Consider the following 23721-nt stretch of genomic DNA (forward strand, 5'->3'; position numbering starts at 1 on the left):
CTCCATGTCTTCGATCATATGTTCGAACACCCGACCGGGCAAGGCCTGTGGACACGTAACGCCAGGTCAGGAACGCGGCCCCGCGGACCGCAGCGGCACCGGACGTGCCGCGGGCAGAGCAGCGTCAGGCCGGGAGGACGGCGGTGCCCTGGACCTCGACGAGTGCCTCGTCGTCCCACAGCCTGGCCACGCCGATCCCGGCCATCGCGGGGTAGTCGCTGCCCACGAGCCGCCGCCACACCGCGCCGATCTCGCGTGCTCGGGCCCGGTAGTCGGCCAGGTCGACCGCGTAGACGGTGAGCGAGGCCAGGTCCCCCGGCGACCCGCCGGCCGCCCGCAGCGCGGTGAGCAGGTTGCCCAGCGCCCGTTCGAACTGGGCGACGACGTCCCTCCCGACGATCCGGCCCTCGGCGTCCATCGCCGTCTGCCCGGCCAGGAACACCGTCCGTCCCCCGGGCGGGGCCACCACCGCGTGCGCGAAGCCCGAGGGCCGGGCCAGCTCCGGCGGGTCGACGCGTTCGAGACCGCTCACGACTGCACCGTCCCGCCGTCGACGTTGATGCCCTGCCCGGTGATCGCCGCGCTTGCCACGCAGAGCAGCACCGCGTCGGCGACCTCGTCGGGGTCGACGAGCCGGCCGATCGGCTGACGGCGGGCCAGCGCCTCGCGCGCCTGCTCCGGCGTGCGACCGGTCGTGGCGCTGATCGTGTCCACCGTGAGCGCGGTCATCGGGGTGTCGACGTAGCCGGGGCACACCGCGTTCACCGTCACCCCGCTGCCGGCCACCTCGGCGGCGGCCGAGCGGACCAGCCCCAGCAGGCCGTGCTTGCTCGCCGTGTATGCGGCGACGTAGGGGTCACCGCGCTTGGCCGCGGTGGAGGCGACGGCGACCACCCGCCCCCAGCCGGCCTCGACCATCCCGGGCAGCGCGCGGCGCAGCAGCCGGAACGGGGCGGTGAGGTTGAGGTCGAGCATCCGGGCCCAGTCCTCGTCCGTCGTCCGGGCCAGCGGGGCCGAGGCGCCGGCGCCGGCGTTGAGCACCAGCACCTCCACCGGGCCGCCCCACTCGCGCTCGACCGCGCCGAGGACGGCGTCGGCGGCGGCGGGATCGGTGAGGTCGGCCGGGACGACCAGCGCGGGGCCGAGCAGGCCGGCGGCGACGGCGGCCAGCTCGTCGGCGGAGCGGGCGGAGAGGGCCACCGCGTGGCCCTGGTCGGCCAGCCGCCGGGCGACGGCGGCGCCGATGCCGCGCCCCGCCCCGGTCACCAGGCAGCGGCGGGAGACCACGCCGGCGAGCTTGCCAGCCGCTCGTGACGACCGTCAACATGGCGACATACCGGCCGGGGAGCGCGGCCGGTGCCCGGCGACCACGGAGGGGTGGAGCGCATGCGGCCCGAGGAGTTCACCGACATCCGCTACGACGTCGAGGAGGACAACCACGCGGTCATCACCATCGACCGTCAGGAGCGGATGAACAGCTTCCGCGGCCGCACCGTCGACGAGCTGATCTCGGCGTTCAAGCACGCGTGGGCGGACTCCCGGGTCGCCGCCGTCATCCTCACCGCGGCCGGGGAGCGGGCCTTCTGCACCGGCGGGGACGTCAAGGAGCGGGCCGAGACCGGCGGCTACGGCGAGACGGAGTGGGGCACCTTCGAGATCGAGCGGCTGCACCGGATCATGCGGGACATCCCCAAGCCGGTCATCGCCGCGGTCAACGGCATCGCGATCGGCGGCGGCCACGTGCTGCACGTGCTCTGCGACCTGACCGTCGCCTGCGAGGAGGCGACGTTCGCCCAGTCCGGGCCGCGGGTCGGCTCCTTCGACGCCGGCTTCGGCTCGGCCTACCTCGCGCGGGTCGTGGGGGAGAAACGGGCCCGGCAGATCTGGTTCCTCCTCGACCGGTACGACGCCGCCACGGCCGAGCGGTGGGGACTGGTCAACGAGGTCGTCCCGCGCGCCCAGCTGCTGGACACCGCCCGGGCCTGGGCCCGGAAGATGGGCACCTACTCGCCGACCGCGCTCCGCTTCCTCAAGCACTCGTTCAACGCCGACACCGACCACCTCGGGGGCATCTCGCACCTGGCCTTCGACGGGCTCTCGCTGTTCGCGGTCAGCGAGGAGGGCATGGAGGGGGCCCGGGCCTTCGCCGAGAAGCGACAGCCGGACTTCCGCCGCTTCCGGTGACGGCCCCGCCGCCGCGCCTCGCTCCCCCCGCGGGAGAGGATCGCTGACGTGCTCGACGGACACCTCCTCGTGGACGCGCACGTCCACGTGCCCCACCTCGCCACCCTCGCGCCGGCCTGGATCGACTGGGCGCGCCAGTTCGGCCGGCCCGGCCTGCTCGAGGAGGTCTGGCGCGCCGACGGCAGCCCCGACCCCGTGGAACTGGACCGGCTGTTCGCCGAGGAGGGGGTCGACGTCGCGCTGCTGTTCTGCGAGTACAGCCCCAAGGCGACCGGCTACCAGCTCTTCGACGACCTGCTGCCGATCGTCGAGCACAACCCGCGGCGGTTCCGCCCGGTGGCCAACGTCAACCCGCACCTGCACTTCCCGATCGCCAAGGAGCTCACCCGCCAGCTGGACCTCGGCGCGGCGGCGCTGAAGCTCCACCCGGTGCACGGCGGTTTCCGGGCCGACGACGCCGCGCTGTACCCCGCCTACGCCGTGCTGGTCGAGCGCGCGGTGCCGCTGGTCGTGCACTGCGGCACCAGCAGCTTCCCCGGGTCGACCAACGCCTACGCCGATCCGCAGCTGCTCGACGCCGTCCTCCGCGACTTCCCCGACCTGCAGGTCGTCCTCGCCCACGGCGGCCGGGGCTGGTGGTACGACGCCGCGGCCTTCCTGGCGGTCTCCCGGCCGAACGTCTGGATCGAGCTGTCCGGCCTCCCGCCCAAGCGGCTGCCCGAGTACTACGCCCGCTTCGACCTCGGCCGGCTGGCCCGGAAGTGGATCTACGGCACCGACTGGCCCGGCGTGCCCGGCCAGGCCGCCAACGCCCGAGCGGTCGCCTCCCTGGGCCTGCCCGACGATGTCGTCCCGCTGGTCCTCGGGGAGAACGCGCGCCGGGTGTACGCGGGCCTCGACCCCGCCTGAGGGGACCCCGGTTCGTCGTCCGGCGGGGCATCGGTCAGGATGGAGCGGATGTACCGGGGGAGAGGAGAGGTCACCCGTGGGCAAGCACCGGGCACCTGACGCAGACCCCACCGACTTCGACGCTGCGACCACCGCCCTCGTCGACGTCACCGGCGACTACGAGATCGACGCGGCGCACACCCGCATCGGCATCCGCGCCCGGCACGCGATGGTCACCACGGTCCGCGGGTCGTTCACCGACTTCAACGGGACCGCGCACCTCGACACCGGCGACCCGGCGGCCAGCTCGGTCACGCTGCGGATCCGGACGGCGAGCATCGACACCGGCCAGCCCGACCGGGACGCGCACCTGCGCTCGGCGGACTTCCTCGACGTCGAGACCTACCCGGAGATCGTGTTCGTCTCGACCGACGTCGAGCAGATCGAGGCCGACGTCTACGCGGTGAGCGGTGACCTCTCGATCCGCGGCACCACCCGCCCGGTGTCGGTCGACTTCACCCTCACCGGCTCGGCGAAGGACCCATTCGGCAACACCCGGGTCGGCTTCGAGGGCGCGCTGGCGATCAAGCGCAGCGAGTGGGGGCTCACCTGGAACACGCCGCTGGACACCGGCGGCGTGCTGGTCAGCGACCGCATCCAGATCGAGTTCGACGTCTCCACCGTCCGCGTCCGCTGACGGGCGGCGCGCCCTACAGCCGCCGGATCGTCGCCAGCCAGGCCGGTGCGCCGGCGTCGTCGTGGAAGCGCGTCAGGATCCGGTCCGGCTCGACGGCGGCGACCTCCCATCCGGTGGCGGGCTCGAACGCCGCTCGCAGCTCGTGCCGGCCGACGGGGTGCGGGCCGGTTCCGGGGCCGTCGTCGCTGAAGCACAGCACGTACAGGGTCCCGCCGCGCCCGGTCACCGATGCCAGGCTCGCCACGTATCCCGGCCGCTCGTCGCCGTCCAGGGCGTGGAACAGCCCGCAGTCCAGCACCGTGTCGAACCGGCGCCCCAGCCGCTCCAGCCGGAGCGCGTCGGCCACGGCGAACTCGGCCGCGATCCCGCGGTCGTGGGCCTTCTCCCGGGCGATCGCCAGCGCCGTCCCGGCCACGTCGACGCCGAGGACCGGCCGGCCCAGCGACGCGACGTGCAGTGCGTTCTCGCCGGTTCCGCACCCCGCATCCAGTACGGCGCCGGCGAACCCGCCCGCGGCGGCCACCCGCACCACCGCCGGCTGCGGCCGGCCGACGTCCCACGGCGCGGGGCCGTCGTGGTACGACGCATCCCAGGGCAGCCCCGTCATCCGCTCGTGAGCGGTCGGCTGCCGACCGGCGAACGGATCGTCAGCGGAGGTCCCTGGCACCGTCGTCCTCCTCGTCCACCTGTTCCCGGCACCACATCGTGGCACCCGGGGCCGACGGGTCGGAGCGGACCGGATCCGGCCGGCGTCGGGGCCGGCGACGGCGCCAGAACGGCGTGGCGAACCGGCGCACGTCCCCGTAGTGACGCGCGTGGTCGGCCAGGTACCGGGCGCACTCGTCGTCGCGCGCGGACTCGTATCGGGCGACCACCGTCCCGGCGGATCCGGGACGGTCGAGCAGGTGCCCGGCCGCGTCCGCAGCGGACTCCGCCGTCCGGAGCGCTCGCAGGACCCCGCTGCCCGTGAGCGGGTCGACGGAGAGCGCCGCGTCGCCGACCGACAGCCAGGGCCGCGGATCACCGGCGCGCCGCGAGCGTTGGCTGGCTGCGGAGTGCGCTCGTGGCGCCGACCGCAGGGGCGCGGCACCGACTCGGGCGGCGGTCACGGCCGCCGCGCTCAACCGGTCGCGCCACGGCGCGCTCGCGTGCAGACCGCCCTCCCGGCAGAGGTCGGCGTCGGTCATCAGCATCCCGACCATGCCCGCCCCCGGGAGCGGCGCGGTGTACCACCAGCCCTCGGCGGCGGCCTCGAGGAGCAGGTACTGCTCCTCGGCGACGTCCACGCCGTCCCACCGGACGGCCAGGGCGACCAGCCGGTCGAACGTGCTGCGTCCGGCGCCCAGGGCGCGGGAGATGCCGGCGCGGCGTCCCGTCGCGTCGACCACCAGCCGGCCGCGCACGGCATGCCCGTCGGCACAGGCCAGCAGCCACGCGTCACCGTCCGGCCGGCATCCCACCGCCGCCGTGCCGGTCCACAGGTGGGCGCCGGCCGAGGCGGCGGCGTCGGCCAGCATCCGGTCGAAGGCGCGGCGATCGACGTGCCAACCGCACGCGTAGCCGCTGACGAGGTGGGAGTGCTCGACCGGTGCCGGGTCGGCCCAGACGCTGCGGGTGCCCCACGAGGGCAGGGGGTGCAACCCGGTGAACCGCTCCCAGACGCCGAGGTCCTCCAGCAGCGGCCGGACGAGCGGAGCGAGCGTCTCCCCGACGCGCGGCCGGTCGAAGCGGCTGCGTTCCAGCACGGCCACCGACCGGCCCGTGGCCGCCAGCCGCAGGGCCGTCGCCGCGCCGGCCGGCCCGCCGCCCACGACGATGGCGTCCCAGGTGGACGGCACGGTCAGTGCTGCGGCCGGAGGGTGCGGCAGCGCTCCTCGAGGCACGCCCGGGCCCGGTCCAGGTCGAAGCCCAGGCGCCGCAGGCGTTCCAGCAGCGACGGGTCGACGACCCCGTCCTCGAACAGGCAGGACAGGAGACCGCACAGTGCCTCGTCCACCTGGCCGGCGCCGCCCGAGGGGGCGGGCGTGTCGCCTCCCCGCCACACGGCGGCGGTGACCGTCCGCTCCCGCGTGAACGGCCGGCCGGCACGGGTGCGTCCGCGTGCGCGCACCCGCGCGCGGTAGACGCCGGGAGCGGCGGTGCCGAAGCCGGCCCGGAACTCGCCGGGTGCCCCCGGCGCGAGGGGGAGCACCGTCGCCGATCCGTCGGGGCGGGTGATCTCCGCCCACACCGCGGGGTCGCCCTCGACCGGGAGGCTCGACTGGGTCAGGGTCGCGTCGAGTGCGACCTCGGCGCCCGGCTCGTAGGAGCGCTGGCTCGCCTGGGCCCGGAGCGACACGTTCGAGAACGCGTGCACGACCAGGCTGTAGGGCAGGCCACGCCGGCCGGGGTCGGCCTCGGCGGCGTCCGGGAGCGCCCCGGCCCCGGGCGTACCGCCCTGCTCGGCGACCACCGAGAACGCACGCTCGAACTCGTACGGTCGACGCGGCGGGACCGGCGGGTCGGACGGGCCGCGACGGCCCCTCAGGATCTCGCGGTCGACACCGTCGGCGTCGTCGGTCGGCCCCGTCCGGGGCCGTCCCGGCGTGAGCAGCGCGTGCCAGGTGCCGGCCTGGTCGAACCGGCGGGGACGCAGCTGGACGGGCAGGGCGAGCCGGTAGTACGCCACGCCGTCGCCGGTCCCGTACTGCATCGTCGGTTCCTGGGTGGCCCGCCACGGTTCCACGAGCAGGCCGTTGGGCGTCTGCAGCCGGAAGTCGACGGCGTCGGGCCGGGGGGTCAGCAGGACGACCTCGACGCCCGAGTCGGCGTCGCTGAGCTGGAACGGGATGCGGTGGACGGCGCCCCGGACCAGTTCGCCGTCGGGGTCGAGGACGACCTCGGCCTGGGTGAGGCCCGCCAGGATCTGGAGGAAGTACTTCTGCAGCAGGAACCGGTTGTCACCGGTGATCGCGCCCGTGACGAGCAGGAACCCGCCGTTGTTGCCCGACACCGTCTGCAGTGCGGGCACGCTGATGTTGTGCGGTTGGCCGAGGCCCACCGCGAAGGTCCGCTCGTTGATCTGCCCGGCGACGTCGGAGATCAGCCGTGGGCTGTTCTCGATGCCGTCGGTGAGGACGACCAGCGCCTTGACGTCGAACGGCGGCGCCGCGGTCAGCACGGACCGGCCCTCGGCGATGCCGTCGCCGATCGACGTCGCCCCCAGGGGATCGAGGGCGTTGCCGTTGATGACGTCGTGGGTCGCCCTGCGGTTCACGTCCGTCAGGCCGCCGGGTCCCAGGGGCAGGACCGGCTGCAGCGACTGGGCGTCCTGGTTGTAGCGCACGAGGCCGACGCCGTCGCCCTCGAGCACCAGGTCGACGAAGGTGTTCGCGGCCTGCTGGAGCGAGGCGTGCTTGCTCTGACCGTCGCCGCGGTCCTCGGCCATGCTGCCCGACCGGTCGAGCACCAGGGCGGCGGCCGCCGTCGCGCGGGCGACGGTGTTGCCGTCGACCGAGACCTGCCAGGTGTCCCCGGACGCGGCCTCCCGGACGGTGAGGGTCTGCGTCGGGATGGACGACGGTGCGACACCCGTGCGGTAGACCAGCCACAACCGGGCGCCGGCGACGGCGTTGGGGGCAGTGGGGCCGACCGTGACCGAGGACGTGGCCGCGACCAGCTGCGGGTGGGCCGGGCCTCCGCCGGGCGCGAAGTCCAGGGTGACCGCGGCGCCGGGCGAGACGACCTCGAACGTGATGGCCAGCGCCGCCTCGCGCACCATGCCCATCGGACCCTGCGGCACGTCGGTGAAGCGCAGGTGGGGCGTGAGCAGGGTGATCGAGGCCTCGTCGCAGTGCTCCACCTCCACGTGCTCGTCCCCCTGCCGGACGACGAAGCCCAGCGTGTGCCACAGGGTGGCCATGTCGTCCATGCTGGTGACGTCGCGGTCCCACCGCGCCTGCCCCCCGGTGTCCTGGGGGACGACGTCGTTCGGGCGCGGCACCGGCCACCAGTTGTCCCCGCAGGCCTTGAAGTCCGCCTGCCACGGGAGCGCCATGGCCCTGGAGATGCTGCCGGCGGTCACGGTCGGGGCCAGCCGGAACGGCGCGGTGTAGGGGGACTCGATGATCGGGCGGTCTCCCGGCGCGAGCCCGCCGCCCTCGATGCCCGGGAAGAACGCGCCACCCACACAGGCCTCGAGGGCCGCCCGGTCCAGGCCGTCGGGCGTCACGTCGGCCTCGGGCGCCGGCACCCCCACCCAGTCGGCCGTGTAGGCGCCGGACTGCCAGCGCTGCACGTGCGCGAGCTGGATGGGCGTCAGCGACGAGTCGGCCCCGTTCAGCAGCGGCATGTCGCCCAGCGGGCGGAGCCGGGCGACGATCGCGTCGACCAGCGGCTGGCTGGTGACGGGCTCGGGCCAGGTGTGCGCGCCGAAGATGCCCTCCACCCACCGCATGTCCCGGGCCCGCTGCAGGATCGGGTGGATGTCCCGCGTGTACGACGTCGTGGTCGGCGCCGTGCGCAGACCCAGGTCGACCATGTGCTGCAGCACCCGGTCGTAGAGCGTGACGGGGCTGTCCTGGTGCGGCGCGAACTTGGGTGGCGCGGTGATCACCCACGCCCGGTCGACCGCCGGTGTCGAGCCGTCGGCGCGGAGCGTGATCGATGCGCTGACCGGGCCGTCGGCGACGTCGTCGTACCAGCCCGCGTTGGCCCAGAAGTTGCCGATGAGGTTCCCGGCGGGTGATGCGGCGTCCCCGCGCCCGCCCAGCACCAGCAGGTGGCCGGCGTCGTCGGACCTGATCTCGCCGAGGGGCACCGGGACCACCGGGTGCCCGGCGAAGTGGATCGACCCGCCGTCGAACACCGCCCGCTGGTCCGGGCCAGTGAGGGTGCGCGGGCCGGGGTCGATGGTCAGGTCGGCGACCGGTTCGGCGTTGCCCCGGCCCGGGTGCGCGGCCTTCGCGTTGACCAGGTGGACGGTCCAGGAGATCTCGGCGTCGTCGTCGGTGATCTCCTGGACCGTGCCGTCGTCGTGCTGGGCGAAGACGCGGAACCGGGCCGCCTGGCGCTTGACCCGGCACTGGGCGTCCTTGAAGCCGCCCTGCGGCTGCGGCACCTCGCCCACGCGCTCGGGTCCGATGAAGAACTCGTCGGGGCTGTTGCCCACCCGTGCGACGCCGATCGCCGGGTGGATGCGGTACACCGTGGCCACGGGACGCTCCTTCCACGTGGGACCTCCGTCCCACGGGCAGGAGCTGCTGCTCGCGGCCGGGTGGGACCGGACGCCGAGCAGTGTGGAGCCGCGCGCGTCACGCCCCCGTCACGAGCCGGTCACCGGCGGGAGCCGGCGTTCTCCCGCCTCGACGGCGCAGCGGGCCCACGGGGCGGCGCGAGCCCCTCGCCACGCGCCCTCAGCGCATCGCGCCCTCGGTCAGGTAGCGGGTGTGCCAGCTCAGCGCCTCGGCCAGCAGGTGCGGGGTGTGCCGGCCGGGGGCGTCGCGCAGCGCGCGGTCGTAGTAGTCGCGGAGGAGGGGCCGGTAGTCCGGGTGGGCGCACCGCTCGATCACCAGCTCGGCGCGCTTGCGCGGCGGCAGCCCGCGCAGGTCGGCGAGCCCCTGCTCGGTGACGATCACCGCGACGTCGTGCTCGGTGTGGTCGACGTGGCTGACCATCGGCACGATCGTCGAGATCGCCCCGCCCTTGGCCGTCGACGGGGTGAGGAAGAAGGAGATGTAGGCGTTGCGGGCGAAGTCACCCGAGCCGCCGATGCCGTTCTGGATCCGGCTGCCCATGACGTGCGTGGAGTTGACGTTGCCGTAGATGTCGGCCTCGATCAGCCCGTTCATCGCCAGGACGCCGAGCCGCCGGACGATCTCCGGGTGGTTGCTGATCTCCTGGGGTCGCAGCAGGATCCGCTCCCGCAACGCCTTCGCCTCGGCGTCGAACCGCGCCGTCCCCTCCGGGCTCAGCGAGAACGCCGTCGCCGAGGCCGACACCATGCGGCCCGAGCACAGCAGCTCGAGCATCCCGTCCTGGATGACCTCGGTGTAGGCGGTGAGCCCCTCGAAGGACGAGCCGCCGAGCCCGGCGAGGACGGCGTTGGCGACGTTGCCCACCCCCGACTGCAACGGCAGCAGCGAGCGCGGGACGCGGCCGCGGGCCACCTCGTGCTCCAGGAACTCGACGATGTGCCCGGCGATGGCGACCGAGTCCGCGTCCGGCGGACGGAAGGCGCTGTTCCGGTCCGGGGCGTCGGTCTCGACGATCGCGACGATCTTCTCCGGCGGGCAGCGCAGGTACGGCACCCCGATCCGGTCGTCGGGACGGGTCAGCTCGATCGGCCGGCGCGACGGCGGCAACGCGGTGCCGTAGTAGATGTCGTGCATCCCGTCCAGCGCCGGGCTCTGCCGGGCGTTGACCTCGAGGACGACGCGGTCGGCCAGGTCCAGCCAGGTCTTGTTGTTCCCGACCGACGACGACGGGATCAGGTCGCCGTCGGCGGTGATGCCGCTGACCTCGACGACGGCGACCTCCAGCGGGCCGAGGAAGCCCATCCACGCCATCTGGGCGACGTGCGACAGGTGGACGTCGATGTACTCCATGAGCCCGGCGTTGATCTTCTCGCGGCTCACCGGGTCGGACTGGTAGGGCAGCCGCAGCTCGATCCCGTCGGCGGCGGCGAGCGCGCCGTCCAGCTCCGGGGCGGTGGAGGCGCCGGTCCAGACGTTCACCCGGAAGGGCCGGCCGGCCTCGTGCGCCTCGTGGATCTCCCGGGCCAGGGCCTGGGGGACGGCCTTGGGGTAGCCGGCGCCGGTGAAGCCGCTCATGCCGACGGTGTCGCCGTCCCGGATGTGCGCCGCGGCCTCCTCCGCCGGGACGACCTTGCGGGCCAGGCCCGGGGAGAGGATGCGTCCGGCGCCCGCCATGGCCCCACGCTACGCGGCGCGGCCCTCCGGCCAGAGGGCGAGCAGCGTGCGGATGCCCGTGACGAGCGCGAGTGGCTGGTCGAGCATCGGGTGGTGCCCCGCCTCCGGCAGGTCGACGACGGGCAGCCCGTCCGGCACGAGCGCGGCCATCTCGGCGGCCATCTCCGGCGTCACCAGGCCGTGCTCGCAGCGGAACAGCGCCGCGGGAGCGGCCAGTCGGGGGAGCAGCTGCCGCACGGACGGGCGGGTGCCGAAGAACGAGGGGTCGAACTTCCACGTCCAGCCGCCCTCGACCGGGCGCAGCGAGCCGCGGGCGACGTGCTCGCGGACGTAGGGCAGGTAGGCCTCCTGCGGGGGGAGGGTGCGGAAGCGGGCGACCGCGGCGTCGAGGTCGGCGTGCACCTTGTGCACCCGCGGCTGCTCGCGCAGCGTCTGCTCCTCGGGCGGCTGCCGGTCCAGCGGGGAGTCGATGACGGCGACCCCGGCGACGGCGCCCCCGTGCTCGACCCCGGTGGTCAGCGCGACCCAGCCGCCCATGCTGTGGCCCAGGACCACCGGCCGGGACAGCTCCTCGGCGGCGGCGACGGCGAGCACCTCCCGCGACCACTGCGACATCCCGTAGCCGTCCCGCCGCTCGCTGTCGCCGTGCCCGCTGAGGTCGAGGGCGACGACGCGGTGGGTCGCCAGCAGCGGCGCCACGTGGTCCCACCAGCCGGAGTGCGCCGCGCCGCCGTGCACCAGCACCAGCCCGGGCCGGCCCGGCTCGCCCCACGCGCGGTAGTGGACGCGGGCTCCGTCGACCGGCACGTCCCGGTGCTCGGGTGCACTCGCCAGTGCACGGGGGAACCAGGCCGGGGTCGGGTCGCCGGGGCTCGGCATGGGTGTGCTCCTCGCGGTCGTCGAACGCGGGCCCCGGGGGGCCGGATGGGCACGTTACGCAGGCGCCCGGTGCGGGCACGTTCGTTGACCCGATCGGGGAGCGCTGGTTAGGGTCGGCGTGCGGCAGGGGAACCGGTGTGCGGATGCCGCACACCGGGCCGTCCACCGCACCCGACGACGAGGAGCCGCCATGGAACTGGAGTCGATCCTCGACCCCACCGGCGCGACCGACGCCGCCGCGGACACGTCGCTGGCCCCCCGGCCGACGACCCTGCGCGGCAAGACGCTCGGCCTGCTCGACAACACCAAGCCGAACGGGGCGGCGCTGCTGTCCGAGCTCGGCTCGGTCCTGCGGCAGCGCTACGGGCTCAAGGACGTGCTGATGTACAGCAAGCCCTACTTCGGCACCCCGGTGGAGCCCACGCAGACCCAGCGGATCTTCGAGGAGTGCGACTTCGCGATCACCGCGATCGGCGATTAGGGCTCCTGCAGCGCGGCCAGTCTGGCCGACGGGATCCTCTTGGAGCGGCAGGGCGTGCCCGCCGTCTCCATCTGCACCGACGCCTTCCGCATCACCGCGGAGGCGATGGCCCGGACCTACGGGTTCCCGGGCTTCGCGTACGTGTCCATCCCGCACCCGGTGGCCTCCCTCTCGGCCGAGGGCATCCGGCAGCGGGTCGAGGAGATGCTGCCCCGCGTGCTGGAGATCCTCGGGGTCGAGGACTGAGCGGGTGAACGACACCCAGCGCGCCATCGAGCACTGCTACGCGAAGGGCTGGACCGACGGCCTGCCGGTCGTCCCGTGCGACGCCGAGGCGCTGGAGGCGGTGCTCGCCCGGGTCGACCGCGACCCGGGCGAGGTGCTGTTCGAGATGCCGCAGATCAACCGCGCGGTCACCGTGCGGCTCGCGGCGGTCAACGCGGTGATGGCCGGCTGCCTGCCGGAGTACTTCCCGGTCCTGGTGGCCGCGTGGGACTCGCTGCGCGAGGAGGGCTACGCGGGCAAGGGCATCTGGCAGAGCACCACCGGCACCGCCTCGCTGCTGCTGGTCAACGGTCCGGTGCGCACCCAGCTCGGCGTCAACTGCGCCGGCAACCTGTTCGGGCCGGGCTTCCGGGCGAACGCCACCATCGGGCGGGCCGTCCGGCTGACCGCGATCAACGCCCTCGGGCTGCGGCCGCACGAGCTCGACCAGGCCACCCAGGGCACGCCGGCGAAGTACACCGCCTGCATCGGGGAGAACGAGGAGGAGTCCCCGTGGGCGCCGCTGCACGTCGACCACGGCCTCGCCCCCGAGGACAGTGCGGTGACGGCGATGACGATGCGCTCCACGCTGCACATCGAGGCCCGGCACACCGGCGTCCCCGAGCAGCTGCTCACCGACGTCGCCGGATCGCTGGCCCGCACCGGCGCGCTGCTGCACCAGACGGTGAGCGCCTGCGTCGTCCTCGGCCCGGAGCACGCGCACCTGCTGGCCGACGCCGGCTGGTCCAAGCGCGACGTCTCCCGGTTCCTCCACGAGCAGTCGTTCGTGCCGCGGGAGGTCCTCGACCGCGCCGGCAAGGGGGCGGTGTCGGCCAAGAGCCACTGGCGGGTGGCCCGCGACCACCCGGACGCCGTCGTCGACGCCGGGCCCGACCCGGCCCGCGACGGCATCTCCGCGATGACCTCGCCCGAGGCGGTCCTCGTGGTGGTCGCCGGCGCGTCCAACTCCGGCGTCTCGGCGATCGTGGAGACCTTCGGGCCGCGCGGCGGCCGACCGGCCGTCACCCGGATCGCGGGGGTCTGACGCGTGCCGGAGGAGGGCTTCCGGGAGAACCTCGCCACGGTGCTCGAGGCGGTCGCCGACGCGGTCGGCACGCTCGACCCGGACCGCACCGTCCTCGTGCACGGCGACCGGGCCCGCACCTGGGCGCAGTTCGACGAGCGCGCCGCCCGGCTGGCCGGCGCGCTCGCCGCGCGGGGGGTCGGCCCCGGCGATCCGGTCGGCATCGGGCTGTACAACTCGCCGGAGTACCTCGAGACGGTGTTCGCGGTCCTCAAGCTGTGCGCCGTCCCGGTCAACGTGAACTACCGCTACCGCGAGGCCGAGCTCGAGCAGGTGCTGCGGATGGTCGGCGCCCGCGGGCTGGTCGTCGACGCCACCCTCGCCGACCGCGCGGCCGTCGTCGCGGGCCGGTTCCCCGAGCTGTCCGCGGTCGTCGTCGCCGGCGACGAGGGCAGAAATGGCCATTTCTGCCCCTACGAGGAGGCCGTCGCCGGGCCGCCGGCGCCGCGGTGCGAGCGCTCGGCCGACGACCGGGTGCTGCTGCTCACCGGCGGGACGACGGGGCTGCCCAAGGCCGTGGTGTGGGACTGCGCCGGCGTCTGCGGGGTGGTCTCCTCGGCCTACGGGCGGGCGCAGCGCCCCGTTCCGGCCGACCTCGGCGGCGTGGTCGCCGACGCCGTGGCGGCGGTGCGCGAGGGCACCGCGCCGGTGTTCCTCCCGGCCTCGCCGCTCATGCACGGCACCGGCTTCTTCACCAGCCTGGGCAACCTGCTGCGCGGCGGCCGGGTGGTCACCCTGCCGCAGCGGTCGCTGGACCCCGCGGCGCTGTGGGCGGCGGTGCAGGAGCACGGGGTGCACGAGCTGGCGATCGTGGGCGACGCGTTCGCCGTCCCGCTGCTGGCCGAGCTGGACCGCGCCGCCGCCGAGGGGACGCCGTACGACCTGGGCTCGCTGCGCCGGGTGTTCAGCTCCGGGGTGCGGTGGGGCACCGAGACCAAGCGGGGGTTGCTCCGGCACGGGCGCCTCACGCTGCAGGACTCCATCGCCGCGACCGAGGGCGGCCCGTTCGGCATCTCGCTGTCCGGCCCGGACCCCGACGCGGTCACCTCCCGGTTCACCCTGCCCGCCACCGCCCGGGTGGTCACCGCGGACGGCCGCGACGTCGTCCCCGGGTCGGGCGAGGTCGGCGAGCTGGCCAGCACCGGCAACCTGCCGCTGGGCTACCTGGACGACCCGGTCGCGACCGCGGCGGTGTTCCGGACCTTCGACGGCGTGCGGCACGCCGTCCCCGGGGACTCGGCGACGGTCGAGGCCGACGGCACGCTGACCCTGCTGGGCCGCGGCTCGGGGGTCATCAACACCGGCGGCGAGAAGGTCTTCGCCGAGGAGGTCGAGCAGGCGCTCGTCGACCACCCCGCGGTGGCCGAGGCGGTCGTCGTCGGCGTCCCGGACGACCGGTGGGGGAGCCGGGTCACCGCGCTGGTCGTGGCCGAGCCCGGCGCCGAGGTGGACGCCGACGCCCTGGCCGCGCACGTGGGCGCCCGGCTGGCCGACTACAAGCGGCCGCGGCTGGTCACCGTCGTCCCGGCGATCGAGCGGACGGTGTCGGGGAAGATCGACCGGCGCTGGGCTACGGAGCGGGCCCAGGAGCTGAGCGGGCGGGACTGACCGCTCAGAGCTGACCGGGCGGCGTCGGTCGCACGCCGAGCAGCCCGATGTCCCGCTCGACGAGGCGGGCGGTCTCCTGCAGCGGCTGCAGCGCCGCCCGCCGCAGCGCCGTGGGGGACAGCCGCCGGGAGTGCGTCCCGACGTTGACCGAGGCCACGACGGTGCCCTGGGAGTCGCGCACCGGCACCGCGATGGACGTGACCCCCTCCTCCAGCTCCTGGTCGACCAGCGCGTACCCGTGGGCCCGCACCTCTCCGAGCACCTCGCGCAGCCGCACCGGATCGGTGATCGTCTTCGAGGTGCGTGCCTCCAGCCGGGTTCGTCCGAGGTGGGCGTCCAGCTCCTCGTCCGGCAGCGCGGCCAGCTGCACCCGGCCGTGCGAGGTGAGGTAGGCGGGCAGGCGGGTCCCGATCGTGATGCCGCCGACCCGCACGCGGCGGGGGCCGACCCAGGCGACGTAGACGATGTCGTCGCCGTCGAGGACCGCGGCGCTCACCGTCTCGTTGAGCCGGTCCGACAGCGCGGTGAGGTGCGGCGCCATCACCTGCGGCACCGACATCACCGACAGGTAGGTGTAACCCAGCTCCAGCACCGACGGGCGCAGGTGGAAGCGGCGGTCGGCGGTGCCGACGTAGTCGAGGTCGACGAGGGTGAGCACGAACCGGCGGGCCGCGGCGCGGGTCATGCCGGTGCGGCGGGCGATGTCGCTGAGCGTCAGCTCCGGCTCGTCGGCGGTGAACGCCTTGATCACGGCCAGCCCGCGCTCCAGGGACTGCACGAAGTAGTCCCCGCGCGCCCGGCCGCCGGCCGTCACGGTCTCGTCCGCGCCCTCGGGCACGGTCTCCGGTTCGCTCAGTGGGTCCAGCTCCTCCGCGCCGTCGCGGTCGTGTGCCGCGCCGTCCATGTGGCCGTCGATCCTCGTCCGTGCGGCGGCGCCGGGACAGGCACCGGGGACGCTACCCGCCCGACGGGGTGACGATGACCTGCCCGCGGTCGGCGTCGACCCGCACCCAGTCGCCGGTGCGGATCAGCTCGAACGGGTCGCCGTCGAGGTCGGTGACCGCGGGCACGTGGGTCACCACCACCCCCAGGGCGATCTTGGTGTTCATCGTGGTGAAGACCATCGCGGCCGGGGCAGAGCCCATCAGCCGGGACATGTGGAACATGCCCGACCAGCCCGAGGAGCCCTTCGCGCCGCGGAACACCAGCACCTTGCCGGCGAAGGACTGCCCGACCAGCTCGTGCCGGGACTCGATGACCCGCCCCTTGCGCGGCTCGACCCCGCCCCAGCCGGAGATCGCCTCGCGGGTCACCAGCGCCTCGCCCTCGGCGACGCCGCCGACGAGGCCGCGGCCGGTCAGGACGACGGGGGTGCTCACGGCCGTTCCCCCCGCCAGGTGCCGGTCACCGCGGCGTCCACGCACTCGGTCAGCGTCCCGAACCAGCCCTGCACGTTCATGATCGCGGGCAGGTAGTGCACCTGCTTGGCCGAGTCGGTGGCGATCACCCGGGTGCCCTTCGGGAGGAACTGCCCGATCGCCGGGCAGGTGTCGCTCATCAGCAGCGCACCGGCCTCCTCGAGCGCCCGCGCGTAGCCGTTCTGCTCGGCGACGTGGCGCAGCGCCCGGGGCGTGAAGACCCACAGCTCGGTGTCGGCGTGCACCCGGCGCCCCTCGAGCAGCCGGACGACGTCGCGGATCTGGCCCAGCGTCGCGTGCGGGCACCCGATCATCACCAGGTCCACCGCGTCGTCGCGCGCGGTGGCGTTGAGGTGGGCGTGGGCCTCCCGGCGCTCGGCCGGGCCGTAGCGCAGCCGCTGCACCGGCGCCCGCCCGGCGAGGGCCTCCTCGACGGTGCGCGCCTCGGCCGTGATCCCGGGGACGTGGTACATCTCCACCCCGCCCGACGACGCGGCCGCGGCCCCGAAGTGCTTCAGGCGGACGAGGTCCGGCGTCGCGGCGATCCCGTCGACGACGGGGATGGCCTCCTCCGGCACCTGCTCGCCGATCCAGTAGCCCAGCAGGCCCCAGTCGAGGTTGGCCTCCACCGGCGTCGTCACCTCGACCAGGTGCGTGCCGCGCCGGTTCTCCTCGAGGTGCAGCCCCCAGTAGGGGATCTTGCCGGTGAGCATGGCCGCGCCGGTGCTCTCCCGGCCCTCGACGTTGGTCCGCGCGCCGAGCACTGAGTTGACGTAGACGACCGCCGAGCTCTCCATCCAGGCGCAGTGCTCGCCCTTCAGCGGCACGTTGCCCACCTGGTACGGCGTGCAGGTGTTGAGCAGGTGGATGCCGTGCTCGGCGTTGTACCGCTCGCTGGCCACGATCTCGTCGTGCTCGGCCTGCGGCAGCCCCTGCACCTGCCAGTGCTTGGTGTCCATCGGCCCGATGAGCTGGTAGCTCTGCGCCTTCACCGGCGGGATGGTCAGCACCGTCGGCGCGTCCAGGCTGTGCTCGGAGAACGCGGCGTCGGGGGTGGGGGAGCCGCACACCAGGCTGTGCCGGGAGCCGAAGAGGTTGGCTCCGCACACGTTGTCGGTGTCGACCAGCCGCTCGGCGCCCAGCACCTCGCCGTAGCGGACCAGCAGGTCCATCGCCGCGGCGACCGCCTCGCCCTGCGCACCGTCGAGCATCGCCTTCTCGTCGTCGGCCAGCCTCACGACGCCTCGCCTCCGTCGAACCGGACGCCGTCCTCCACCAGCCGGGCCTGCAGCTTGGCGACGTCGACGTCACCCACGGCGACCCCGGCGGAGAGCGCCAGGTCGGCGGCGGTGCCGGCGGCCTGGCCCATCGCGAAGCACGGCCCCGAGACCCGGGCGCTGGACTGGCCCTCGTGGGTCATCGACGCGCACCGGCCGACGACGTAGGTGTTGGTGAGCACCTGGGGGACGATCATGCGGAACGGCAGCTGGTTGTAGCCGCGTGGCTCCCGCTGCCAGCGGATCTCGACGTCGCCGGCCACGTGCGCCTCCACCGGCCACCCGTTGACGCCGATGGCGTCGGGGAAGTCCGCGCAGTCGAGGATGTCGTCCTCGCTGAGCTGGTAGGCCCCGACGATCCGGCGGGTCTCGCGGATGCCGATGTCCGGGGCGATGTCGACGACGTAGGCGGCCTCGAAGCCGGGCACCTCCTGCTGGTAGAACGGGAAGACGTCGCGCACCTGGCGGCGGCCCTGGAGCTCGCCGCGGGTCAGCTGCCAGACGTCGGTGCCGTCGATCGCGCTGCCGTCGGGGTTGCGCAGCTGGGTGATGTTGGCCCGCCACTCCAGCGGGTTGCGCTGCGGGCGCACGATCGGCCGCTTGCGCGGGAAGAGGTACCGGCCACCGAGCTCGGCCTCGTCCATGAGGTCGGGCAGCTTGTCGTAGGTGGCGTGGGCGGCGTCGGCGTCCACGCCGTTGATGCGGAACATCAGCGACGGGTAGAGCATCCCGTGCGCCGGGTCGGTCTTCTCGTACGGCGCCCCGGCCCAGGCGGCGAGGTCGCCGTCCCCGGAGCCGTCGACGAACACCTGGCCGCGGATCGCGCCGCGGCCGGACTTCGACTCCACCAGCAGCGCGTCCACCCGCTGCTCGTCGGCCATGACGACGCCGACGGCGAGGGCGTGGAAGAGCAGCGTCACGCCGGCCTCGACCAGCAGGTCGTCGAGGGCGATCTTGTAGGCGGAGATGTCGTAGGCCTGGGCGAGGATCCGGTTGGCGAAGCTCAGGTGCGGCGCGTTGAGCCCGTCGAGGGCCGCCATCCGCTCCAGCAGCTCGTCGGTCAGGCCGTGGACGACCTGCCGGTCCTCGCCGTGCACGCGCGCGTGCAGCCCGCAGAAGGTGGACAGCCCGCCGGCGCTGCCCGCCCCGCCGGTGTAGCCGTTGCGCTCGACCAGGATGGTCGAGCGGCCGGCGCGGGCGGCGGCCGCGGCGGCCATCACCCCGGCCGGGCCGCCGCCGACGACGACGACCTCGTACTCGCCGATGACGGCGGTGCGCCGTCCGGGTTCCTCGATCCAGGTCACCGGTCCTCCTCGGGGCCGCGGCCCGGGGCCGGTGCGGTGAGCACCGCGCCCTCCGGGACGGGGGAGACCAGCCTGCGGTACGCCGACAGCCAGCCGTGGTCCGGGCCCGGTTCGGCGGTGCCCAGGCGCTCGCGGCGGGCGGCCAGGACGTCGTCGGGGACCTCGAGGTCGACGGTGCGCCGGTCCACGTCGATGACGATGCGGTCGCCGTCCTCCACCAGGCCCAGCGGGCCGCCGAGCGCCGCCTCCGGGGTGACCTCGCCGACGACGGTGCCGACGTTGACCAGGCCGGACATCTGTCCGTCGGTGACCAGCGCGACGCTGTCGCCGAGGCCCGCGCCCTCCAGGGCGAAGACGACCGCCGAGCCCAGCGCCATGCCGGGGCCGCCGACGACGCCGAGGCCGCGGACGACGAGCACCGTGCCCGGGTGCACCTCGCCGCGGGCCAGCCCCTCCAGCGCCGCGTCGCGGGAGGGGTAGCACAGCGCGGTGCCCTCGAACCGGCGGTTGCCGCGGTCGTCCACCGGCCGCTTGACCACCGCGCCGCCGGGGGCCAGCGAGCCGCGGACCACGACGATGGTGGGCCGGGTGCCGAACGGCCGGTCCGCGGGGCGGACCACCTCCTCGTCGGCCGCCTCCGCGTCGGCCAGCACCTCGCCGAGCGTGCCGCCGTCCACCGTGGGGACGTCGAGGTCGAGCAGGTCGCGCAGCTGGGCCAGCACCGCCCGCGTGCCGCCGGCCCGCTCCAGGTCCTCGATGAAGTGCGGCCCGTTGGGGCGGACGGCGCACAGCAGCGGCACCCGGTCGGCGAGCTCGGCGAACAGCCCGGGCACGTCGACGTCCACCGCCGCCTCGTGCGCCACCGCCTGCAGGTGCTTGATCGAGTTCACCGAGGCACTGGTGGCGAGCATGACGGTCACGGCGTTGCGGAAGGCCGCCGGCGTCATCACCTGGCGCGGGCGCAGGCCCTCGGTGACCAGGCCGACGATGCGTGCGCCGGCCCGGCGGACGCCGTCCCACATCGCCGGGCTGTTGGCCAGCACCGGCGTGGTGCCCGTCAGCGACATGCCGAGCGCCTCGCAGGCCATGTGCATGGTGTTCGCCGTGCCCAGGCCGGCGCAGACACCCGGGCCGCGGATGGCGTTGTCGGCCATCCCGCACAGGTGCTCGAAGGTCATCCGGCCGGCCGCCACCGACCCGGCGGCGAGGAAGACCTCCTCGATGTCGACGTGCTCGCCCCGGTAGTTGCCGCTGGGCTGGTAGCCGCAGCCGACGACGACCGTCGGGATGTCCAGCCGCGCGCCGGCCATGAGGTGCGCCGGGGCGGTCTTGTCGCACGAGGCGAGGGTGACCATGCCGTCGAGCTGGGCGCCCTCGACCGCGACCTCGACGTCGTTCACGATCAGGTCGCGGCTGGGCAGGATGTAGCGCCCGTCGCGGCCGGCCGAGGTGATGAAGTCGCTCGGCGCTGCCGTGCGCACCTCGAAGGGCAGCCCACCGGCGGCGCGGATCGCCTCCTCCAGCACCGGCACGATGCCGTCGAGGTGGCTGAAGCAGATCGCCAGCTTCGACGAGCTGTTGACGATGGCGATCTTGGGCTTGCGCATGTCCTCGTCGGAGATGCCCAGCGCCCGCCACTGTGCCCGGCGCACCGCCCAGCGGGAGCTGCCCTCCTGCAGGTTGCTCCGCAGCTCGCTCACGGGGAGACGCCCGCCACCGAGTCGTGCCACGGGATCATCAGCCGCTTGGTGAGCGTGACCGCGGCGTAGAGCAGCGAGCCCATGAGCGCCAGCAGCACGATCACGGCGAACAGCTGCGGCGCGTCCAGCGCGTTGAGGCTGCGCACCACCAGGTGGCCCAGGCCCTCGCTGCCGCCGAGGTACTCGCCGACGATCGCGCCGATCACCGCGAAGACGATGCCCACCTCGGCCCCGGCGAAGATGTAGGGCAGCGTGCTGGGCAGCTCCAGGTTCCGGAACGTCGCCCAGCGGCTGGCGCCCAGGCCGCGCATGACGTCGCGGTGCCCGCGGTCCACCGACCGGACGCCGAGCATCACGTTCAGCATGATCGGGAAGAACGCCAGGATCGCGGCCATGATGATCTTCGACGTCGTCCCGAAGCCGAACCAGATGACGAAGATCGGGATGAACGCGACCTTCGGGATCACCTGGAGGGCGACCAGCGCCGGCTGCACGGCGCGCTCGAGCCAGACCACCCGGCCGAGGATCGCGCCGACGGCCATGCCGAAGACCAGCGCGAAGAAGAACCCGACGAGCACCTCGTAGAGGGTGATCCAGATGTCGGTCCAGACCGCGGCGGTGCCCAGCATCGTGACCAGGGAGTCCCAGACGTCCAGGGGTGCGGGGAGGATGAACTCCGAGACGCCGATGACCGAGACGGCGAACTGCCAGCCGCCGATCAGCAGGAGCAGCAGGATCGGCGTGGAGATGAAGGGCAGCGCCTTCATCAGCCCGTCGCGGTCACCGGCGTAGCGCTGCTTGGCCTCGGTGCTGCCGGGACCGGTGGAGGTCTCCGGTGCGGGGCGGTCGAGCGTGGTCATGCGTCCTCCTCGACGGCGCTGGTGTTCGAGCGACTGCGCATGCCGGTCACTCCTCGTCCAGTTCCTGGCGGAGCACCCGGACGATCTCCTGGAACTCGCCACTGGTCTCGGTCTCCAGCGAGCGCGGCCGCGCCAGCGGGACGGGCGTCACGGAGCGGATCCGGCCGGGCCGCGGGGTGAGCAGGACGACCCGGTCGGCCAGGAAGACCGCCTCGTTGATGGAGTGCGTCACGAAGACGACGGTCGCGCCGGCCTGCGCGTGGATGGACTGCAGCTCCAGGTTCATCTTGTCGCGGGTGAGGGCGTCGAGCGCCCCGAACGGCTCGTCCATCAGCAGGATGGTCGGGTCGTAGCTCAGCGCCCGGGCGATCGCGGCGCGCTGCCGCATGCCCCCGGAGAGCTCCCGCGGGTAGGCGTTCTCGAACCCGGGCAGGCCGACCAGCTCGCAGAGCTCCGCCGCCCGCGCCCGGCGCGCCTTCTTGCCGACGCCGCGCAGCTTGAGCGGCAGCGCGATGTTGTCGGCGACGGTGTACCAGGGGAACAGGTTGGCGTCCTGGAAGACCAGGCCGAAGTGTTCGAAGGCCTCGTCGTTGCGCTTGCCGCCGCGCCAGATGCTCTGCCCGTCGGCGGTCACGGTCCCCGAGCTCGGCGGGAGCAGCCCGGCGAGGATGCGCAGCAGCGTCGTCTTCCCGCAGCCCGAGCGGCCGACCAGCGAGATGAACTCGCCGCGGCCGATGGAGAGGTTGACGTTGCTGAGCGCGTGCACCTCGCCGCGCCGCGCCTGGTAGATCTTGTCGACCCCGGTGACCTCGAGCTGGGCCTCCCGGAGTGGTGCGCTCGCCGCCGCCGGTGCGGCGGGCACGTGGGGCGCGGGTGCGGACACGGTCATGCCGTCCTCCCTGGAACCGGTTGGGGTGGTCATCACGGGGCCGGGGCGAAGTCGTTGGTGTACCACTCCTCCGGGTTCAGCCCCTCGGGCACGAAGCCCGACCCGGACATCTCCTCGTAGACCGTCTGCCACTGGTCGGGCAGGGTCCGGGCGATCTCCTCCTCGCCGGCCGCGGTCCACGACTCCACGTACTGGCTGAGGGCGCCGCGGGCGACCTCCGGGTCCTCGAGGGTCGGGATCGCGTACTCGGAGAGGCACTCGATGGTCTCGGCGAAGTCGTTGGCCTCGTCCTCGGCGACGAACAGCACCGCCTCGCGGATCGCGGCGAGGTAGGCGCGCAGCTGCTCCTGCGCCTCGGGGTCGTCGGCCTGCTCCTGCGAGGTGATGTAGACCTGGCCGCCGCTCTGCACGTCGTCGGACGGCGAGTAGATGACCGCCTCCGGCTGCTGGGCGTCGAGCGCCACCGCGGTGTCCAGCGAGACGACGTACCCGCCGATCCGGCCGGAGGTGACGAGGTCGAAGACGCCCGGCGCGAGGCCGACCACCTGCGTCTGCACGTCGTCGGGGTCGATGCCGGCCGAGGCGGCGGTGAGCTTGAGGATGATCTCGCTGGTGCCGCCCTCCGACGGCGTGCCCATCAGCCGGCCCTCGATGTCGGCCGCCGACTCCAGGGGGTCGGATTCGGCGGAGACGAAGCGGATGGTGCCGGTCTTGAAGATCTGGCCGACGTTGACCAGCGGCGCGTCCCGCTCGCCGATCGCGAGCATCGTCTCCATGTCGCCGACCCGCGTGATCAGCGCGCCCCCGGCGATCACCGTCTGGATCGCCTGGGCCGAACCCTGCGTCGTCTCGAAGCTGACGTTCAGGCCCTGTTCCTCGAACTGGCCGCAGGACGCCGCGACCAGCTCCGGGGTGAAGGTCAGGCTCTCCAGCGGGAGGATGTTGAGGAAGGTGACGTCCTGCAGCTCGCCGCCGCCCCCGCCGTCGCCGCCGCTCCCGGACGCCGCCTCGTCGTCCCCGCCGCCGCAGGCGGCGAGCAGCGTCGCGGCGCTGGCCGCGGCGACCGCGGACCGCCACCGGCGGGAGCGGGGGCGGGAGCCGGAGGGGTGTGCGTCGGTGCGGGTCATCTGGGCTCTCCCTCGAGCGGACGGGACGATGGGGTCGCGCGGAACGGCCGCGGGGGTGTGGGGATCACGGTGACCTCCCTGCGGGGCAGCACGAGCCGGGCGGAGTGGAGGGGGCGGGTCGCTGGTTCGACCGGGAGCGGAGGAAGTGTGCGG

20 protein-coding genes and 1 pseudogene are annotated in these 23721 nt (G+C 74.1%); 6 read left to right on the plus strand and 15 right to left on the minus strand.

The genetic code is table 11. From position 1 onward, the window contains the following. Positions 1-124: 124 nt before the first annotated feature. Both MY520_RS17145 and MY520_RS17150 read right to left on the minus strand, forming a co-directional pair. A complete protein-coding gene (locus tag MY520_RS17145; protein WP_436693766.1) occupies positions 125-532 on the minus strand; it encodes a RidA family protein in 408 nt (135 codons plus the stop codon). Beyond that, positions 529-1287: an SDR family NAD(P)-dependent oxidoreductase gene (locus tag MY520_RS17150; protein ID WP_436693767.1), complete on the minus strand. Its 759-nt coding sequence runs from the start codon at positions 1285-1287 to the stop codon at positions 529-531. The genes MY520_RS17145 and MY520_RS17150 overlap by 4 nt, the downstream gene beginning before the upstream one ends. Before the next feature lie 69 nt (positions 1288-1356). On the opposite strand from MY520_RS17150, the gene MY520_RS17155 reads away from it, so the two are divergent. The 3 genes from MY520_RS17155 (at position 1357) to MY520_RS17165 (ending at position 3769) form a co-directional block, all read left to right on the plus strand. Further along, entirely contained in the window at positions 1357-2184 is an 828-nt protein-coding gene (locus MY520_RS17155) for an enoyl-CoA hydratase-related protein (RefSeq protein ID WP_436693768.1), read from the plus strand. A 48-nt stretch (positions 2185-2232) separates the two neighbouring features. Beyond that, positions 2233-3093 (plus strand): amidohydrolase family protein, encoded by an 861-nt coding sequence (locus tag MY520_RS17160; protein WP_436693769.1) that lies wholly within the window; start codon positions 2233-2235, stop codon positions 3091-3093. A gap of 76 nt (positions 3094-3169) precedes the next feature. Next, complete coding sequence (locus tag MY520_RS17165; RefSeq protein WP_436693770.1) at positions 3170-3769, plus strand: YceI family protein; 600 nt, start codon at positions 3170-3172, stop codon at positions 3767-3769. Positions 3770-3782: 13 nt separating this feature from the next. Here MY520_RS17165 and MY520_RS17170 read toward each other — a convergent pair whose 3' ends face one another. The 5 genes from MY520_RS17170 to MY520_RS17190 form a co-directional block, all read right to left on the minus strand. Further along, positions 3783-4436, minus strand: coding sequence for a class I SAM-dependent methyltransferase (locus tag MY520_RS17170; RefSeq protein WP_436693771.1), 654 nt, complete (start codon positions 4434-4436; stop codon positions 3783-3785). Beyond that, a complete protein-coding gene (locus MY520_RS17175; RefSeq protein ID WP_436693772.1) occupies positions 4417-5607 on the minus strand; it encodes an NAD(P)/FAD-dependent oxidoreductase in 1191 nt (396 codons plus the stop codon). The genes MY520_RS17170 and MY520_RS17175 overlap by 20 nt, the downstream gene beginning before the upstream one ends. Positions 5608-5609: 2 nt before the next feature. Beyond that, positions 5610-8963: a LodA/GoxA family CTQ-dependent oxidase gene (locus MY520_RS17180; protein ID WP_436693773.1), complete on the minus strand. Its 3354-nt coding sequence runs from the start codon at positions 8961-8963 to the stop codon at positions 5610-5612. 199 nt (positions 8964-9162) lie between these two features. Further along, positions 9163-10677 (minus strand): acetyl-CoA hydrolase/transferase family protein, encoded by a 1515-nt coding sequence (locus MY520_RS17185; RefSeq protein WP_436693774.1) that lies wholly within the window; start codon positions 10675-10677, stop codon positions 9163-9165. A 9-nt stretch (positions 10678-10686) separates the two neighbouring features. After that, the gene (locus MY520_RS17190; RefSeq protein WP_436693775.1) at positions 10687-11556 is read right to left on the minus strand and encodes an alpha/beta fold hydrolase; all 870 of its coding nucleotides are present in this window, start codon (positions 11554-11556) and stop codon (positions 10687-10689) included. Between the two features lie 190 nt (positions 11557-11746). Here MY520_RS17190 and MY520_RS17195 point away from each other — a divergent pair. From MY520_RS17195 to MY520_RS17205, 3 genes and pseudogenes are all read left to right on the plus strand, one after another. Continuing rightward, positions 11747-12283, plus strand: a pseudogene (locus MY520_RS17195) (UGSC family (seleno)protein). A 4-nt stretch (positions 12284-12287) separates the two neighbouring features. Beyond that, positions 12288-13346, plus strand: a complete 1059-nt coding sequence (locus tag MY520_RS17200) for a hypothetical protein (protein WP_436693776.1) — start codon at positions 12288-12290, stop codon at positions 13344-13346. 3 nt (positions 13347-13349) lie between these two features. After that, the gene (locus tag MY520_RS17205; protein ID WP_436693777.1) at positions 13350-14993 is read left to right on the plus strand and encodes an AMP-binding protein; all 1644 of its coding nucleotides are present in this window, start codon (positions 13350-13352) and stop codon (positions 14991-14993) included. Between the two features lie 4 nt (positions 14994-14997). Here MY520_RS17205 and MY520_RS17210 read toward each other — a convergent pair whose 3' ends face one another. The 8 genes from MY520_RS17210 to MY520_RS17245 are packed head-to-tail and all read right to left on the minus strand — an operon-like array spanning position 14998 to position 23568. Continuing rightward, complete coding sequence (locus tag MY520_RS17210) at positions 14998-15897, minus strand: IclR family transcriptional regulator domain-containing protein (protein ID WP_436693778.1); 900 nt, start codon at positions 15895-15897, stop codon at positions 14998-15000. A 52-nt stretch (positions 15898-15949) separates the two neighbouring features. Then, positions 15950-16372: an aconitase X swivel domain-containing protein gene (locus MY520_RS17215; RefSeq protein ID WP_436693779.1), complete on the minus strand. Its 423-nt coding sequence runs from the start codon at positions 16370-16372 to the stop codon at positions 15950-15952. After that, a complete protein-coding gene (locus MY520_RS17220; RefSeq protein ID WP_436693780.1) occupies positions 16369-17649 on the minus strand; it encodes an aconitase X in 1281 nt (426 codons plus the stop codon). The genes MY520_RS17215 and MY520_RS17220 overlap by 4 nt, the downstream gene beginning before the upstream one ends. Beyond that, a complete protein-coding gene (locus MY520_RS17225) occupies positions 17646-18992 on the minus strand; it encodes an FAD-dependent oxidoreductase (protein WP_436693781.1) in 1347 nt (448 codons plus the stop codon). Before MY520_RS17225 ends, MY520_RS17220 begins: the two co-directional genes overlap by 4 nt. Beyond that, positions 18989-20692 carry a dihydroxy-acid dehydratase gene (locus tag MY520_RS17230; protein WP_436693782.1) on the minus strand — a complete coding sequence of 568 codons (1704 nt, stop codon included), beginning with the start codon at positions 20690-20692 and terminating at the stop codon, positions 18989-18991. Before MY520_RS17230 ends, MY520_RS17225 begins: the two co-directional genes overlap by 4 nt. After that, a complete protein-coding gene (locus MY520_RS17235; RefSeq protein WP_436693783.1) occupies positions 20689-21552 on the minus strand; it encodes an ABC transporter permease in 864 nt (287 codons plus the stop codon). Before MY520_RS17235 ends, MY520_RS17230 begins: the two co-directional genes overlap by 4 nt. 46 nt (positions 21553-21598) lie before the next feature. Continuing rightward, positions 21599-22441 carry an ABC transporter ATP-binding protein gene (locus MY520_RS17240; RefSeq protein ID WP_436693784.1) on the minus strand — a complete coding sequence of 281 codons (843 nt, stop codon included), beginning with the start codon at positions 22439-22441 and terminating at the stop codon, positions 21599-21601. A gap of 32 nt (positions 22442-22473) precedes the next feature. Further along, positions 22474-23568, minus strand: coding sequence for an ABC transporter substrate-binding protein (locus MY520_RS17245; protein ID WP_436693785.1), 1095 nt, complete (start codon positions 23566-23568; stop codon positions 22474-22476). Between the last annotated feature and the right edge of the window lie 153 nt (positions 23569-23721).

Source organism: Geodermatophilus sp. CPCC 205506, assembly GCF_051383635.1.
GTDB lineage: Bacteria > Actinomycetota > Actinomycetes > Mycobacteriales > Geodermatophilaceae > Geodermatophilus.